18 protein-coding genes and 1 pseudogene are annotated in these 15552 nt (G+C 40.6%); 16 read left to right on the top strand and 3 right to left on the bottom strand.

The genetic code is table 11. The features are described from left to right. Window positions 1-160 precede the first annotated feature (160 nt). Window positions 161-322, bottom strand: a complete 162-nt coding sequence (locus V7147_RS17845; RefSeq protein WP_335369183.1) for an Arc family DNA-binding protein — start codon at window positions 320-322, stop codon at window positions 161-163. Between the two features lie 12 nt (window positions 323-334). Then, entirely contained in the window at window positions 335-1177 is an 843-nt protein-coding gene (locus V7147_RS17840) for an SPFH domain-containing protein (protein ID WP_335369182.1), read from the bottom strand. 538 nt (window positions 1178-1715) lie between these two features. Between V7147_RS17840 and upp the strand changes: the two genes are divergently transcribed. The 13 genes from upp to V7147_RS17775 all read left to right on the top strand — a co-directional run bounded on the left by upp (window position 1716) and on the right by V7147_RS17775 (window position 12994). After that, complete coding sequence (gene upp / locus V7147_RS17835) at window positions 1716-2345, top strand: uracil phosphoribosyltransferase (protein WP_335369181.1); 630 nt, start codon at window positions 1716-1718, stop codon at window positions 2343-2345. A gap of 166 nt (window positions 2346-2511) precedes the next feature. After that, the gene (locus V7147_RS17830) at window positions 2512-4635 is read left to right on the top strand and encodes a S8 family serine peptidase (protein WP_335369180.1); all 2124 of its coding nucleotides are present in this window, start codon (window positions 2512-2514) and stop codon (window positions 4633-4635) included. Between the two features lie 348 nt (window positions 4636-4983). Next, window positions 4984-5205: an AtpZ/AtpI family protein gene (locus tag V7147_RS17825; RefSeq protein WP_335369179.1), complete on the top strand. Its 222-nt coding sequence runs from the start codon at window positions 4984-4986 to the stop codon at window positions 5203-5205. A gap of 6 nt (window positions 5206-5211) precedes the next feature. After that, window positions 5212-5580: an ATP synthase subunit I gene (locus tag V7147_RS17820; protein WP_335369178.1), complete on the top strand. Its 369-nt coding sequence runs from the start codon at window positions 5212-5214 to the stop codon at window positions 5578-5580. A gap of 57 nt (window positions 5581-5637) precedes the next feature. Next, complete coding sequence (gene atpB, locus V7147_RS17815; RefSeq protein ID WP_335369177.1) at window positions 5638-6372, top strand: F0F1 ATP synthase subunit A; 735 nt, start codon at window positions 5638-5640, stop codon at window positions 6370-6372. A gap of 89 nt (window positions 6373-6461) precedes the next feature. Beyond that, a complete protein-coding gene (atpE, locus tag V7147_RS17810) occupies window positions 6462-6680 on the top strand; it encodes a F0F1 ATP synthase subunit C (protein ID WP_116352009.1) in 219 nt (72 codons plus the stop codon). 229 nt (window positions 6681-6909) lie between these two features. Next, window positions 6910-7434 carry a F0F1 ATP synthase subunit B gene (gene atpF / locus V7147_RS17805; RefSeq protein ID WP_335369176.1) on the top strand — a complete coding sequence of 175 codons (525 nt, stop codon included), beginning with the start codon at window positions 6910-6912 and terminating at the stop codon, window positions 7432-7434. Beyond that, window positions 7431-7967, top strand: coding sequence for a F0F1 ATP synthase subunit delta (locus V7147_RS17800; RefSeq protein WP_335369175.1), 537 nt, complete (start codon window positions 7431-7433; stop codon window positions 7965-7967). Before atpF ends, V7147_RS17800 begins: the two co-directional genes overlap by 4 nt. An 18-nt stretch (window positions 7968-7985) precedes the next feature. Next, complete coding sequence (atpA, locus tag V7147_RS17795) at window positions 7986-9497, top strand: F0F1 ATP synthase subunit alpha (protein ID WP_335369174.1); 1512 nt, start codon at window positions 7986-7988, stop codon at window positions 9495-9497. A 111-nt stretch (window positions 9498-9608) separates the two neighbouring features. Then, on the top strand, window positions 9609-10466 hold the full coding sequence (locus tag V7147_RS17790) for a F0F1 ATP synthase subunit gamma (RefSeq protein WP_335369173.1): 858 nt from the start codon (window positions 9609-9611) through the stop codon (window positions 10464-10466). Between the two features lie 90 nt (window positions 10467-10556). Next, window positions 10557-11978: a F0F1 ATP synthase subunit beta gene (gene atpD / locus V7147_RS17785; protein WP_335369172.1), complete on the top strand. Its 1422-nt coding sequence runs from the start codon at window positions 10557-10559 to the stop codon at window positions 11976-11978. 25 nt (window positions 11979-12003) lie between these two features. Continuing rightward, window positions 12004-12408, top strand: a complete 405-nt coding sequence (locus tag V7147_RS17780; RefSeq protein WP_335369171.1) for a F0F1 ATP synthase subunit epsilon — start codon at window positions 12004-12006, stop codon at window positions 12406-12408. Window positions 12409-12901: 493 nt separating this feature from the next. Continuing rightward, the gene (locus tag V7147_RS17775; protein ID WP_335369170.1) at window positions 12902-12994 is read left to right on the top strand and encodes a putative holin-like toxin; all 93 of its coding nucleotides are present in this window, start codon (window positions 12902-12904) and stop codon (window positions 12992-12994) included. 225 nt (window positions 12995-13219) lie between these two features. Here the strand turns inward: V7147_RS17775 and V7147_RS17770 are convergent, their stop codons facing one another. Continuing rightward, complete coding sequence (locus V7147_RS17770; protein ID WP_335369169.1) at window positions 13220-13636, bottom strand: hypothetical protein; 417 nt, start codon at window positions 13634-13636, stop codon at window positions 13220-13222. 644 nt (window positions 13637-14280) lie between these two features. On the opposite strand from V7147_RS17770, the gene V7147_RS17765 reads away from it, so the two are divergent. The 3 genes and pseudogenes from V7147_RS17765 to V7147_RS17755 all read left to right on the top strand — a co-directional run. Beyond that, a complete protein-coding gene (locus V7147_RS17765) occupies window positions 14281-14658 on the top strand; it encodes an NADH-quinone oxidoreductase subunit A (RefSeq protein WP_335369168.1) in 378 nt (125 codons plus the stop codon). Next, window positions 14649-15161, top strand: coding sequence for a NuoB/complex I 20 kDa subunit family protein (locus tag V7147_RS17760; RefSeq protein WP_057998220.1), 513 nt, complete (start codon window positions 14649-14651; stop codon window positions 15159-15161). Before V7147_RS17765 ends, V7147_RS17760 begins: the two co-directional genes overlap by 10 nt. Window position 15162: 1 nt before the next feature. Further along, window positions 15163-15552: pseudogene (locus tag V7147_RS17755) on the top strand (NADH-quinone oxidoreductase subunit C); the annotation flags it as partial.

The following is a 15552-nucleotide window of genomic DNA, read 5'->3' as shown; positions in this document are numbered from 1 at the left end:
ATAGGTACAATATCAAAAGCAATGTCCGATATATTCAAAAAGTGGTCCGATAAATTCAGATTAACGTCCAAAATCGAAAATGGCCAAAGTTACCCTCCCGTAAACTTCAAATCAAAGGAAAAACAATGCGCCCGGACCCAAGCCCAAGCGCAAACTCAAGTTACTGTTTATTTTTTGGTATTCTTCCTGCCTTTTTTGCTGATTCCTTTAATAGAAACTCGATGTGGCTGTTAACACTTCGAAAATCATCAGCAGCCCATTTTTGTAAAATTTCATAGAGGTCGGGATCTAGTCTCAATGGAAAACTCTTTTTCTTAGACATGTTTTTCACTCATCAATAGAGAGTACCTGCGTTAATAACAGGTTGAGCTGATTTTTCTGAAACGATAGCGACAAGAAGGTTGTTCACCATTTGCACCTTGCGCTCATCATCAAGTTCAACAGTCTTATCCTGCTCCAGTTGCTTAATTGCCATTTGCGCCATTCCAACTGCACCCTCTACGATTTTTTGACGGGCTGCAATTATGGCAGTAGCTTGTTGACGTTGGAGCATTGCTTGGGCGATTTCAGTTGAGTAGGCAAGATGAGTAAGACGGGCTTCTAAAACCTGTACCCCAGCGACCTTTAAACGTTCCTGTAGTTCAGCTGCCAATTCGTTCGAGATTTCCTCGGAATTTCCGCGTAATGTAAGTTCTACATTTTCAAATGTGTCATATGGATAGCGAGTTGCTACATGGCGAATCGCTGTTTCACTTTGGATTTCAACGAATTCCTCGTAATGGTCTACATCAAAGACAGCTTTTGCAGAATCGACTACCTTGTATACGATAACAGCTGCAATTTCAATTGGATTTCCTTCGACATCGTTTACTTTAAGCTTTTTACTATTAAAGTTATTTACACGTAGGGAGACTGTGCGGCGAAGAGAAAATGGAACGGTTAAAAACATACCACTATCACGAATCGTTCCTAAATATTGACCGAAGAAGATGACAACGCCTGCTTTGTTAGGTTGAATAATGGTAATTCCGGATGCCAAAATCACTGCAAGGGCTACAAAAATGACTCCAAATACAATTTTTGTGTTAATGAACATCAGGACACCTAGGGCGATGAAAACAGCGATAATAAGGACTCCTAAAAACCCGTTAAGTTTCCATACTTGTTTTTCTTTCATAAGATCAACCCCATTTCAATTCGATATTTAACTTATATTATTATGATATCACTTTTGTATAAAATTGTAAATGGATTAGCTGAACATTTACAAAATTAAATGCGCATTGCATCCCATTTTTGGCCTACACGATGTGAATCATGAAGACGTTGCGGCAGGACGTGGCGCCTTTAGTCTTCGATTTTACTGTTCGAAAGTCTTCCATTAAAAAATCGTGGCATCCGCCGGAGGCTTTAGGCAACACGATGTTGGTCACTCAGACGTTGTTACAGGATGTTACGTTCTTAGTCTGAGTTCCTTAATTTCGGTCGGGGTTTGAACCCGCCACTAAATTGTGTCCTCTTTTAGCATCATCCCACTTCTAAAATTGGGACTCCTGCCGAATAAAGTTAAATCATTCTGTATTTTTACTTTCATCTTGAACATGCTTTGTTTTTTCTGTAAAATTTATTGAAGTGAGAAAAATACAGTTCGTGGTGTTATTTTTTCAGCTGATGGAAATTCTAAAAGAAGCATATTCAAAAAGGAGAGATGAACGATGGGGAAAGTGTACGTTTTTGATCACCCACTAATTCAGCACAAGCTTACATACATTCGTGATAAAAATACGGGAACAAAGGAATTCCGTGAATTGGTAGATGAAGTGGCAAGTTTAATGGCATTTGAAATTACACGTGATATGTCGCTTGAGGAAGTAGAGGTAGAAACTCCCGTTGCTAAGGCGAGCTCAAAGGTTTTATCTGGGAAAAAGATCGGGATTGTGCCAATTCTTCGTGCTGGTTTAGGCATGGTAGACGGAATTTTAAACTTGATCCCTGCTGCCAAGGTTGGCCATGTTGGGCTATATCGTGATCCTGAAACTTTACAGCCAGTTGAGTATTATTTTAAAATGCCTTCTGACATTAAAGAACGCGAATTCATCGTGGTGGACCCGATGCTTGCTACAGGTGGTTCAGCTGTTGAAGCAATCAACGCGATGAAGAAACGTGGCGCTACAAATATTAAGTTTATGTGTCTTGTTGCTGCACCAGAGGGTGTTGAAGCGATGAAAAATGCCCATCCAGATGTAGATATCTATATTGCGGCACTTGATGAGAAGCTAAATGACCATGGCTATATCGTACCAGGTCTTGGAGACGCTGGAGATCGATTATTCGGAACGAAATAAAACATATTCAACCACCTTTTGAGAAATGCTATCTCAAAGAGGTGGTTTTTTTGTGAGAATGTTCCTGGCTATTTGTATAAGTATGACTCTCCTATTTTCGGGCATTCCTGCCAATGCGCACCGTTTTCCGGACAGGCCTCCATTGCCCAAAGAGGATATGGATGAAATGGTGCATGAAATTTTCATCACGGACGAAAATCAATTTGAGTCATTATTAAAGATAATAAAAACGAAAGACTCCTCCATTAAAATTAACCACATATACAAGTATGTGTTTCCAGGTTTTTCAGTAACGGGAAAAAGACAAGATATTCAAAAATTAAAAACGGAGTCTGGCATTAAATATAGTTCCCCCGTTGCTACCTATCAGGCTTCTGTTGAGGAGAGTGTACCATTTATAGGTGGGGGCGAGATTCGCGGTCATTTTGATAAGAAGGATCATCGCTTAACTGGAAAGGGAGTTAAGGTTGGGGTGATCGATACAGGAGTAGATTACACACATCCAGACCTTAGAAGAAACTATATAGGTGGTTATGATCTCGTTGATGGTGACGACGACCCGATGGAAACAAAGGGAGTTGAGGGGAGAAACACCTCGCATGGAACCCACGTAGCCGGGATTATTGCGGCGAATGGAAAAATCCAAGGGGTCGCGCCCGAGGCTGATATCGTGGGCTACCGTGCACTTGGTCCTGGGGGAATGGGGACCTCTGAACAAGTGATTGCAGCTATAGACAAAGCGATTGAGGATAAAGTCGATGTCATTAATCTTTCGCTTGGAAATACGATCAATGGACCGGACTGGCCAACAAGTTTAGCGTTAGATAAAGCAACAGAAAAAGGGATTGTTGCGGTAACTTCTAGTGGGAACTCAGGACCGATGGTTTGGACGGTTGGATCTCCTGGAACATCGTCAAAAGCGATTTCTGTTGGCGCATCAACACCGCCAATGACCTTACCCTATTTAACGGTCGGAATGTCGGATCGGAAAATTGAGCTCCAACCACTCCAAGGTTCAATTGCTTGGAAACTCCGTAAGAAGTATGAACTGGTAATTGCGGGAATTGGCACGGAAAAGACATTCCCAAAAGTAAAAAACAAAATTGTATTAATGGAAAGAGGGCAAATAACATTTACAGAAAAAGCTGTCCGCGCTCTTGAAGCTGAGGCGATTGCAGTTCTAATCTATAACAACACGGATGGGAACTTCTCCGGTTCGATAGACAAGGAGCTTCCAATACCGGTCGCTTCGCTTTCGAAGGAAGATGGAGAATGGCTTAAGAAACAAATCAAGTCTCAAAATGATGTTGTCAAAACCTCCTTCCAACAAGTAAAAGACACGATTGCCTCATTTAGTTCAAGGGGTCCTGTCACACACACCTGGTCGATTAAGCCTGATGTGGTAGCGCCAGGGGTCGCGATTGACAGTACGATTCCAAATGGCTATGAGGAAATGCAGGGGACAAGTATGGCGGCACCGCATGTGGCCGGGGCAAGTGCGATTTTAAAACAGGCACATCCAGATTGGACACCTGAACAAATTAAAGCAGCACTTATGAATACGGCAAAACTACTAGAAAAAGAGGATGGCACCTTGTATAAGCCGTATGAACAAGGCTCGGGTAGAATTCAACTCCATGAAGCCATCCACTCGGAAACTCTCATCTATCCTGGCTCGTTTTCGGCTGGGATGCTTCATCATCAGGATAAACGCACGAAAAAAAGGATAAACATAACAATCGATAATCAATCTGATATGGAAAAGAAATATTCCTTTGAAATGCCAAAAAACATCAAAGGGATTCAATGGGACCTGCCCATTCCCTTTACCGTAAAACCAAAGCAAAAAAAGGTTATTTCAATCGCCATGGATATCACACCAAGTACAATCGGAGCTGGCCTGCACCATGGGAATTTATTTTTAAAAGAAGAAAAAAATCGGTACCATATTCCATATATGTATATCATTGAAGAACCTGATTATCCTCGAATCATGGGTTTCCAATTTAGAAAAGGGGATAAGGAGGATATGTTCCGGTATGAATTATACTTACCAGGAGGTGCGGATGAGTATGGAATTGTTCTCTATGATCCGGATAGTTTGAGATTCGTGAAATTTTTAGATTGGGACCGAGATGTAGCAAGGGGATTAGTAGAGAAAGTAGTAAATCGAAAAGAGCGAAACTTAAAAGGTATTTTCAAGGCAGTCATATTTGTAAGAAAAGCTGGGAAAGAGGATATACTTGAAACAGAAATCTCGTTTGAGGACACAATGATAGGGGGCCACTAGACCATATTCAGCAGAAGTCAGCCACTTCTGCTGAATGAGCCTTCGATGAATACGGGTGTCAAATTATGAACTTTCTGTGAACGACAAGTGGATTTTTGAATTAGTACTACGATAATAGGACTAACAAAAATCACGATTAAAACGGCTTTTGTAAGCAATATGGAACACGTTGAAATCGCTTGTGAGAAGGTGAACTTTTTCCTTGCAAACAATTGACATTAATAGGTGCCTATTGTATGCTTACAAAGGGTATGGATGAGAAGGTTTACATCATTAAATTACTTGCAAAATTGAGTATTTTCTGACAGGTTTGGAACCTGCCTCTGGCGCTAGAAGTGAGGGGTGTTTATGGGTAAAAAAGACAAATATCCATTGCGTGCCTATGCGCTGATGTCTGGTATTCTATCTCAGTTGGTAGGATCGATTCTAGTAGGTATTTTCCTCGGTAGATGGATTGACCGAATGTTGGACACTGAACCACTTTTTTTAATCCTTGGCCTTCTATTAGGACTAGCAGCAGGAGTCTATGCAACACTTCGTCTAGTCAATCATTTTTTCTCAGGAGATTAACTTGATATGCAGGATTTATCCATAGCGTTTACGAGATATCGTAAATACATATTCTACTTACTGGCAATCTATGTACTAGGCTGGGGATTCACGGCATATAAATCAATCTTTTTAGGATTAATACTAGGGACATTAGGAAGTTTGTGGATTCTATTTACATTGGCTCGGAAAAATAAGCAATTCACGAAGGCTTATGAAGAGGGTCGAACGGTCCGCTCACTTGGAACAATGTCCAGAATGGCGGTCGCTGGTTTAGCGGTATTGGTCGTCATGGAATATCCGCAAAATTTTCACCTAGGTAGTATGATTATTGGATTAATGACAGCTTATTTTGTCATTATGATAGATTTCTTTTTTCAAAAACTTCATAAATAGACTAAAGCACGAAGCTTAAGCTTGTGCTAGACAATATGGGAAGAGAGGTGAATACTGTTGGGTCACGAAGCTCCTACGTTTCAATTGTTTGGACTTTGGTTTAGCACATCTAACATCATAATGATCACGATCGCGAGTTTGATTGTATTCATTATCGCGGTTCTTGGAACTCGTACCCTTGCAATGAAGCCAACCGGTGCTCAGAACTTTATGGAATGGGTCATGGACTTTGTTCGAGGAATTATTAAAAGTTCAATGGACTGGCAAACAGGTGGACGCTTCCAAATGTTAGGAATTACATTACTTATGTATATTCTTGTAGCAAACTTTCTTGGGTTGCCATTTGCGATCATTTTTAATCATCAATTATGGTGGAAGTCCCCAACTGCTGATCCAACGATTACGTTAACACTTGCTGTTATGGTTGTTGGTTTATCGCATTACTATGGAATAAAGATGAAGGGTGCTAGAGAATACGGTAAAGATTTCTTTAAACCTATGTCATTTATGTTCCCGTTAAAAATTATCGAAGAATTTGCAAACACATTAACTCTCGGACTGCGTCTATTTGGTAACATCTATGCTGGTGAAATCCTGCTCGGATTAATTGCCGGTATGGCAGTAAGTAGTTATGAAGGTGGCATTCTTGGAGGAATTCTAGGTACAATCGGAGCCTTTATTCCGATGATTGCATGGCAAGGATTTAGTATCTTTGTTGGTGCCATTCAGGCATATATCTTTACAATGTTAACAATGGTTTATATTTCTCACAAAGTGAGTACAGACCATTAAAAATAAACCTTGTCCAGAATGAGACTTTTTGGGCAAACAAAAAACAATTATTAATTAATTTTTTATACAATTAAAGGAGGACTATTTCAATGGGTTTATTAGCAGCAGCAATTGCAATTGGTTTAGCGGCACTAGGTGCTGGTATCGGTAACGGTCTTATCGTATCTCGTACAGTTGAGGGGATTGCTCGTCAACCAGAAGCACAAGGTAAACTTCAAACTACTATGTTCATCGGGGTTGCGTTAGTTGAGGCGATTCCTATCATCGCGGTTGTTATCGCGTTCATGGTATTCGGTGCTAACGCATAAGATGATTTTTCGAAGCTTTCCTTGAAGTTGCACTAAGGTAACACCTTATTTTGTGACCTAAAAAAAGTGAAAGCTTTATAACAAAATGGCGAAGATCATTCCAAGAGAACCTTCGCCATTCCTTTGTATTACCATATTTTTTTAAAAAAATAACCGTGCTTTTTTCGCACGTGATGATGAAAATAAGAACTTCCATTCGACTGGAACTCGAAAGAAGGAGGGAATATAGGTGTTAGATCTTTTTGTCTTAGGCGCTGCCGCTGGTAAATTGCCTGTTAACCTTGGAGATATCATTTTCCAATTGGTTGTATTCATCGTTTTATTAGCGCTTCTAAAGAAATTCGCTGGCGGTCCACTCATGAACATCATGAAACAACGTGAAGAGCATATTGCCAATGAAATTGATTCTGCAGAGAAAAATCACCAAGAAGCGAAAAAAATAGCAGAAGAACAACGTGAATTACTAAAAAAGTCACGTACAGAAGCTGCTGAGTTAATCGAAAATGCACGTAAATTAGGTGAAGAGCAGAAAGAAGGAATTATCCAAGCTGCTCGCGACGAAGCAAACCGTCTAAAGGAAGCAGCAAAGCAAGAAATCATTACAGAAAAAGAACAAGCTGTTACTGCTTTACGTGAACAGGTTGCATCACTTTCTGTGTTAGTTGCTTCTAAGGTTATCGAAAAGGAACTTAGCCTTGCAGATCAAGAGAAGTTAATTAACGAATATATTCAAGAGGTAGGAGAAGGGCGATGAGCAAAGGAATCGTAGCAAAACGATATGCAGTAGCTCTTTTTCAATTAGCAAGCGAACAAAATGCACTTGATCAGTATGAAGAAGAAATTCGTACAGTTCAACAAGTGTTTTCAAATAATAATGACTTCCAATCTGTATTAAGAAATCCAAAGCTTTCAATTGATAAGAAAAAAGCGATTGTAACGCAAAGCTTCCAAGGTTTTTCTCAGATGACATTAAATACGTTACATCTATTAATTGACCGTCATCGTGAAAATATCATTGCAGATGTAGCGGATGAATTTATCACACTCGCAAATGACAGACGCGGCATTGCAGATGCAACTGTATTCTCTGTTCGTCCTTTAACAGACTCAGAGGAAGCGGGAATCTCAAGCGTATTTGCTAGTAAGGTTGGAAAAGTATCATTACGTATTCAAAACATTGTAGATCCAAGTCTGATTGGTGGCGTTAAGCTTCGAATCGGAAATCGTATATTTGATGGAAGTGTAAAAGGTAAGTTGGAGCGCTTAGAGCGTGAACTTATCCGCTAAAAGATAGGGGTGAAATTCATGAGCATCAAAGCTGAAGAAATTAGTGCGCTGATAAAAAAGCAAATTGAAAACTATCAGTCTGAAATACAAGTGAGCGAAGTTGGTACAGTTATCAGTGTCGGTGACGGTATCGCACGTGCTCATGGCCTCGACAATGTCATGGCTGGAGAACTCGTTGAATTTTCAAACGGTGTCATGGGTATGGCACAAAACCTTGAAGAAAACAACGTTGGTATTATCATCCTTGGTCCTTTCACAGACATTCGTGAAGGTGACGAAGTACGTCGTACAGGGCGTATCATGGAGGTTCCAGTTGGTGAAGCATTGATCGGCCGTGTTGTTAACTCTCTAGGACAACCAGTTGATGGTCTTGGTCCAATCGAAACAACAAAAACTCGTCCAATTGAAAGTCCAGCTCCTGGTATCATGGACCGTAAATCTGTTCATGAACCATTACAAACTGGTATCAAAGCGATTGACGCTTTAATTCCTATTGGTCGTGGTCAGCGTGAGTTGATCATCGGTGACCGTCAAACAGGTAAAACAGCTGTAGCAATCGACACAATCCTTAACCAAAAGAACGAAAATATGATTTGTATTTACGTTGCAATTGGTCAAAAAGAATCAACAGTACGTGGTGTTGTTGAGACTTTACGTAAAAATGGTGCATTAGATTACACAATCGTTGTAACTGCTTCTGCATCTCAACCGGCTCCATTGTTATTCTTAGCTCCATATGCGGGTGTAACAATGGGTGAAGAGTTCATGTACAATGGAAAGCACGTTTTAGTTATTTATGATGACTTAACAAAACAAGCTTCTGCATACCGTGAGCTTTCACTATTACTACGTCGTCCTCCAGGTCGTGAAGCATATCCAGGGGATGTATTCTACCTTCACTCTCGCCTATTAGAGCGTGCTGCGAAGCTTTCTGACGCAAAAGGTGGCGGATCAATCACAGCTTTACCGTTCATTGAAACACAAGCTGGTGACGTATCTGCATACATTCCGACAAACGTTATCTCGATCACTGACGGGCAAATCTTCTTACAATCTGACTTATTCTTCTCAGGTGTACGTCCTGCCGTTAACGCAGGTTTATCCGTATCACGTGTTGGTGGATCTGCGCAAATCAATGCGATGAAGAAGGTATCTGGTACATTACGTCTTGACCTTGCTTCTTACCGCGAACTAGAAGCATTTGCTCAGTTCGGTTCAGATCTTGATAAAGCAACTCAAGCGAAGCTTAACCGTGGTGCACGTACAGTAGAAGTATTAAAACAAGGTTTAAACAAGCCATTAGCAGTAGAAAAGCAAGTTGCAATTCTATATGCATTAACACGTGGATTCCTTGATGATATTCCAGTAGAAGACATTTCTCGTTTCGAGGAAGAGTACTTCGTTTGGTTAGAGCATAACCGCAAAGCTGAAATCTTTGATCACATTAAGTCAACTGGTAAACTTCCAGAAGACGAAGTATTTACTTCTGCGATCAACGACTTCAAAAAGACTTTTGCAGTATCAGAGTAATAAACATAATCAAGAGCGGCGTGCAGGACGTGCGTCGCTTGTCTGAATAAAGCTAGGAAGACTCGGTTCCAAAGCGTTTACGAAAAATCGAGGAAAAGGTGGTGAGAACCTTTGGCATCCTTACGTGATATAAAAACGAGAATTACTTCAACAAAGAAAACTAGTCAAATTACAAAAGCGATGCAGATGGTTTCAGCATCTAAATTTAGCCGTGCTGAAGCAAATGCAAAATCGTTTGTTCCATATATGGAAAAAATTCAAGAGGTTGTTGCGAATATCGCAGTGGGCAGCTCTGAGGCAAGTCATCCAATGCTACTTCACAGACCAGTAAAAAAGACTGCTTATATCGTTATCACATCTGACCGTGGATTAGCTGGTGCATATAACAGTAACGTGATTCGCGGTGCATACCAAGCGATGCAAAAACGTCATAAAAGCACTGACGAGTACACTGTCATTGCAATCGGTCGTGTCGGCCGGGACTTCTTTGTCAAAAGAGGAATATCCGTTAGCCTAGAAATTGCTGGTTTATCTGATCAGCCTTCTTTCGCTGAGATTAAGGATATTGCAAATGCAACTGTAAATATGTTTGCTGATGGTACGTATGATGAGCTTTACATGTGGTATAACCACTTCGTAAGTGCGATTCAACACGATGTAACAGAGAAAAAGCTATTACCGTTATCAGATTTAGCTGCTAACAAAAAACAAACTTCTTATGAATTCGAACCTTCACAAGAAGATATTTTAGAGGTATTGCTGCCTCAGTATGCTGAAAGTCTCATCTACGGAGCACTTTTAGACGGAAAGGCGAGTGAGCACTCTGCTCGTATGACTGCGATGAAAAATGCGACAGACAATGCGAAAGAACTCATCGACTCACTTACTCTTTCTTACAACCGTGCCCGTCAAGCGGCAATTACGCAAGAAATTACGGAAATTGTCGGTGGAGCAGCAGCATTAGAGTAGAACTTTTACACATTATATAGATTTATTGGGCATTCAAAGTGTGCGAAAAAATTTTGAATGACCGCGAAAAGTAAGTTAGGAGGGAAAACGATGACAAAAGGACGCGTTACCCAAGTATTGGGTCCTGTTGTAGACGTACAGTTTGACAGCGGCCATCTTCCTGAGATTTATAACGCCCTTACGATCAAACATAGTGCGCGTAACGAAAATGAAGTTGATATCAGCTTAACATTAGAAGTTGCGCTTCACCTTGGCGATGACACTGTACGTACTATTGCAATGGCATCTACTGACGGTGTAGTTCGTGGATTAGAGGTTACTGACACTGGTAAGCCTATTTCCGTACCAGTTGGTGATGTAACACTAGGACGTGTATTTAACGTTTTAGGTGAAAATATTGACCTTGATGCGCCAGTAGCTGCTGATGCACGTCGTGATGTAATTCACAGAGAGGCGCCATCATTCGAACAACTCACTACAGAAGTTGAAATTCTTGAAACTGGTATTAAGGTAGTAGACCTTCTTGCTCCATATATTAAAGGTGGAAAAATCGGTCTATTCGGTGGTGCGGGAGTTGGTAAAACAGTTCTTATCCAAGAGCTTATCAACAACATCGCACAAGAACACGGTGGTATTTCCGTATTCGCTGGTGTAGGTGAGCGTACTCGTGAAGGAAACGACTTATACTATGAAATGAAAGACTCTGGAGTTATTTCAAAAACAGCGATGGTATTCGGACAAATGAACGAACCACCTGGTGCTCGTATGCGTGTAGCTCTAACTGGTCTTACAATGGCAGAATACTTCCGTGACGAGCAAGGCCAAGACGTGTTATTCTTCATCGATAACATTTTCCGATTCACACAAGCAGGATCTGAAGTATCAGCCCTACTTGGACGTATGCCATCAGCCGTTGGTTACCAACCAACTCTAGCAACTGAGATGGGTAAATTACAAGAACGTATTACATCAACAAACGTTGGATCTGTAACGTCAATCCAAGCGATTTACGTACCTGCCGATGACTATACTGACCCGGCTCCAGCAACAACGTTTGCTCACTTGGACGCAACAACAAACCTTGAACGTAAACTTTCTGAGATGGGTATTTACCCTGCGGTGGATCCATTGGCATCTACATCTCGTGCACTATCTCCTGAGGTTGTTGGAGAAGAGCATTACGAAGTTGCTCGTCAAGTACAACAAACATTACAACGTTACCGTGAACTACAAGATATTATTGCAATCCTAGGTATGGATGAGTTAGGTGATGAGGATAAGCTAGTCGTACACCGTGCGCGTCGTGTCCAATTCTTCTTATCTCAAAACTTCCACGTTGCTGAGCAGTTCACTGGTCAACCAGGTTCTTATGTTCCAGTTAATGAAACTGTTCGTGGATTCAAGGAAATCCTAGAAGGTAAATACGACTATCTTCCTGAAGATGCGTTCCGTCTAGTTGGTCGAATTGAAGAAGCAGTAGAAGCTGGAAAGCGCATGGGTGTTGAAGCGTAATTAACGGGACCTAGGAGGGTATAAAATGAAGACAGTAAAAGTCAATGTCGTGACTCCTGATGGCCCAGTTTATGAAGCTGATGTGGAAATGGTAAGTGCAAAAGCTCAAAGCGGTGAGCTTGGGATTTTACCAGGACATATTCCTATGGTTGCTCCTCTTCAAGTAGGAGCAGTTAGACTCAAGAAGGGAAGCGACACTGAACTTGTGGCTGTAAGTGGAGGCTTTCTCGAGGTTCGTCCTGACCAAGTAACCATCCTTGCTCAAGCTGCTGAAACACCTGAACATATTGATGTTCACCGTGCGGAAGAAGCGAAGCATCGTGCAGAACAACGCTTGCAGGCGAAACAAGATCATGTCGATTTTAAACGAGCAGAGCTCGCATTAAAACGTGCCATCAATCGATTAAACGTAACACAAAACAAATACTAGTTTTTAGTGTTGAGAACCCCCAGAGGCCTTATGGCCCTGGGGGTTTTGTTGTTTCCGGGGAGATTAGCTAAAGCGTCAGAGTGAGGTTAGTCTTAAAAGTGGACACTGTAAAATGGGATTTAGAATTGATAAATAGACGGAAAAATTCCACTTAATTGGGAATTATTAGTAAAAATGGGTTCAATAGACGGAGCAATTCCGCCTATCGCCCCGAAAAGTCCGAAAATGGCTGATTTTCCTTTGCATAGACGGAAAACCTTCCCTTATTAACCCCAAAAAATGCTCGTTGCTGTCTTAAACGGGAAAATCTCCGGCTATTTTACTTTTGTAAGTTACTCGATTAGTTTGAGGAGGCGTTTTTCTGTTTTTCTTTATTATTTGTTAAGATATTCTATATTATTTGAGGAATCGAACAGAAATTAATATAAGATAGAGTTGTACAGTTTAAGCAGAGTGGGCAATGGTCACCTCCCAATAGAAGGAAGGTGGCATCGTGGTTACGGTGTACGAATCACTTTCATTAATGATAGGATTTGCGACATTAATCGTAGTTGCCGTAGTTATTTCTTTAACAAAAAAGAAATAACCCACCCTGTCTATGTCCGTAGAAGGTGAGGTTATTTCTCGCTTAGGGCCACTGCTCTTCTTGCAGTAGACTGTACCTAGAGAATTGGTTGCACCAACAACCAATTCTCTTTTTACATTATGTTCTAATACCTTAATATTAAAACAATGTTGCTGAAATTTCAAAGAATGTTTTGGTCAGTATCCCTATTTCAATAGTTTCTGTAATATGCTTCAAATCTGACGCCTATGGATTAAAATCAAGTAGCGCTAAGAATTTGGTTGTATCTGCTTCAAATGTAAGGAAATAAGAATTGTTTTCATCATCAAAAATCATTAAATATGGCTGTTCTTCGGTAGGAAATATGATCGTTACCTCGTCTACAAGATCATCAAACCATTGACTTCTTACCATTATATTAGGTTCCAAAGGAACTCTAATCATAAATCCCTTATTTGGAATCGGATTGTATTTAGCATATACACCTGTTATGCCGTCAAGAATTTTTTTTACCTCTTGTTGTACAGCCATATTGGCTTGAATACTTTCAATAACTTTATCCTGACTTATATCGAAAATTTCTATTTGTTGAATAGGTGGGGTAACGGGGTTAGTTGAAATTAAATGAAAGATAAAAAGGCACACTAATACCTTATTGATCACTTGAATCACCTCATGTGTATTATTCCCTAAAAGTTCGGGGTTATAAAATAGACAAAAATAATAAACTAAATGAAAAAGTTGTTGTATACCTTTTATTAACGTAAAAAGTTGAGAAACATGTGCTATGGGATCGATGACTCCATAGCTTTTATTAGTTTTTGGACAATAATTTCATTTAATATTGATAATTTTTGTTTTTGGACAATAGTTATAAGTATAGGTGTTTTTTTAGAGTTTGTGGGAGAGGGTGTAAGAAGTGTTGGCGTAACTTCGTTACGATAAAGATTGTGTGAGATTACATTTTGAATTAGGAAGTACGCCAAAAACGCCTGCGGCATTTTTGGCTAGGGGTGGGGGCAAAGTGTCGAACAACTGGGGACTTATGTTCTATGAAATTGGAAATTACCATTTTGTTGAAACTATGGTTTCATCATTTCAGCTATGGCTGAAACTGCAAATGTTGAAAAAAAGGCTTGGGAAAGCGCGCTTTCCCCACCTGTTTATTCCCCATTTGACAGAAATGGTAATTTCGTAGAATAAGTGGCAGGTTTGGTCGACACTTAGCTGGGAAAAGTGCTATAATGTATTCGGTTACATTTATAATATTTTGGCAATAAAATGTTTGGGATATCGGAGGGGGCTGCATGGACGATCTTTTGAATCAGTATTTGAATAGTTACATGATTGTGTTTGTCTTCTTGTTGTTAGGTATTCTACTCCCGATTGTGGCGTTGTTTCTGGGGAAGTTGCTTCGACCACATGCACCGAGTGAGGAGAAGGCTACTACATATGAGAGTGGAATTGAGCCATTCCATGATTCTCGTGTACAGTTTAATGTACGCTATTATATTTTTGCGCTATTGTTTGTTATTTTTGATGTTGAGACAGTATTTTTATATCCATGGGCTGTTGCCTACGAAAAACTCGGAATTTTCGCATTAGTTGAGATGTTAATTTTCGTTGTTATGCTCGTTATCGGCTTAGTATATGCTTGGAAGAAGGGCGTGTTGAAATGGATTTAAAAATGGATGGTATATCAGATTTAGAGATGGAAGAGTTAAAGAGAAGTGTATTTATGACGACGCTGGAGCAGGTGAAAGGTTGGGCGCGAAGTAATTCGTTGTGGCCACTTACATTTGGTCTGGCTTGTTGTGCTATTGAAATGATGGGGACAGGTTCTTCTCACTATGATTTAGATCGTTTTGGTTCCTTTTTCCGTACGTCGCCTCGTCAGTCTGATTGTATGATTGTGTCGGGTACGGTGACGAAAAAAATGGCGCCAGTTTTAAAGAGATTGTATGATCAGATGCCTGAGCCAAAATGGGTGATCGCGATGGGTTCTTGTGCGACTGCAGGGGGACCTTATGTGAAATCGTATGCGGTTGTGAAAGGCGTGGACCAAATTGTGCCTGTTGATGTGTACATTCCTGGTTGCCCACCAAATCCAGCTGCACTGATTTACGGGATTAATAAATTAAGAGAAAAGATTCGCTATGAGGCTAAAACGGGGAAGAAGGTGATTTAGCGTGAGCGAAGAAAAAGACCTGGAACAACTTAAGCGAGAGGCTGCCGAAAAGGCGAAGGAAGCTGCGAGAAAGAGATTAGCTGAAAAAGAGAATGCTGAAGCGAAAAGTGAAGATGAAACAAAGGAAGAAAATATAGATATTGCGAAGGCGAAAGCCGCAGCAGCAGCTAAGGCAAAGGCAGCCGCATTAGCAAAGCAAAGGGTAAGACAACAAGCTGAAGAGGAAGCAGCAGTTGAAATAAATTCAGAATCATCAGAAGAGGATGATGTGGACCTTGCGAAGCAGAAAGCCGCAGCGGCAGCCAAGGCGAAGGCAGCGGCGTTAGCGAAGCAAAAGGCAGCAGAATCTGCATCCGAAGAATCGTCCGAAGAGGATGATAAGGCAATAGCG

The sequence above is a fragment of the Bacillus sp. JJ1521 genome (genome assembly GCF_036965165.1).
In the GTDB taxonomy this organism is placed as follows: Bacteria; Bacillota; Bacilli; order Bacillales; family Bacillaceae_L; genus Ferdinandcohnia.
Note: the sequence above shows the minus strand (reverse complement) of the source record. Positions and strands in the feature narration are given on the sequence as shown.

Coding starts and splice junctions, on each gene's coding strand:
- V7147_RS17825 (WP_335369179.1), top strand. CDS start 4,984: ATGGGTAAAAAAGACAAATATCCATTGCGTGCCTATGCGCTGATGTCT.
- atpE (WP_116352009.1), top strand. CDS start 6,462: ATGGGTTTATTAGCAGCAGCAATTGCAATTGGTTTAGCGGCACTAGGT.
- atpD (WP_335369172.1), top strand. CDS start 10,557: ATGACAAAAGGACGCGTTACCCAAGTATTGGGTCCTGTTGTAGACGTA.
- V7147_RS17780 (WP_335369171.1), top strand. CDS start 12,004: ATGAAGACAGTAAAAGTCAATGTCGTGACTCCTGATGGCCCAGTTTAT.
- V7147_RS17820 (WP_335369178.1), top strand. CDS start 5,212: ATGCAGGATTTATCCATAGCGTTTACGAGATATCGTAAATACATATTC.
- atpA (WP_335369174.1), top strand. CDS start 7,986: ATGAGCATCAAAGCTGAAGAAATTAGTGCGCTGATAAAAAAGCAAATT.
- upp (WP_335369181.1), top strand. CDS start 1,716: ATGGGGAAAGTGTACGTTTTTGATCACCCACTAATTCAGCACAAGCTT.
- V7147_RS17830 (WP_335369180.1), top strand. CDS start 2,512: ATGGTGCATGAAATTTTCATCACGGACGAAAATCAATTTGAGTCATTA.
- V7147_RS17800 (WP_335369175.1), top strand. CDS start 7,431: ATGAGCAAAGGAATCGTAGCAAAACGATATGCAGTAGCTCTTTTTCAA.
- V7147_RS17760 (WP_057998220.1), top strand. CDS start 14,649: ATGGATTTAAAAATGGATGGTATATCAGATTTAGAGATGGAAGAGTTA.
- V7147_RS17845 (WP_335369183.1), bottom strand. CDS start 322: ATGTCTAAGAAAAAGAGTTTTCCATTGAGACTAGATCCCGACCTCTAT.
- V7147_RS17840 (WP_335369182.1), bottom strand. CDS start 1,177: ATGAAAGAAAAACAAGTATGGAAACTTAACGGGTTTTTAGGAGTCCTT.
- V7147_RS17765 (WP_335369168.1), top strand. CDS start 14,281: ATGGACGATCTTTTGAATCAGTATTTGAATAGTTACATGATTGTGTTT.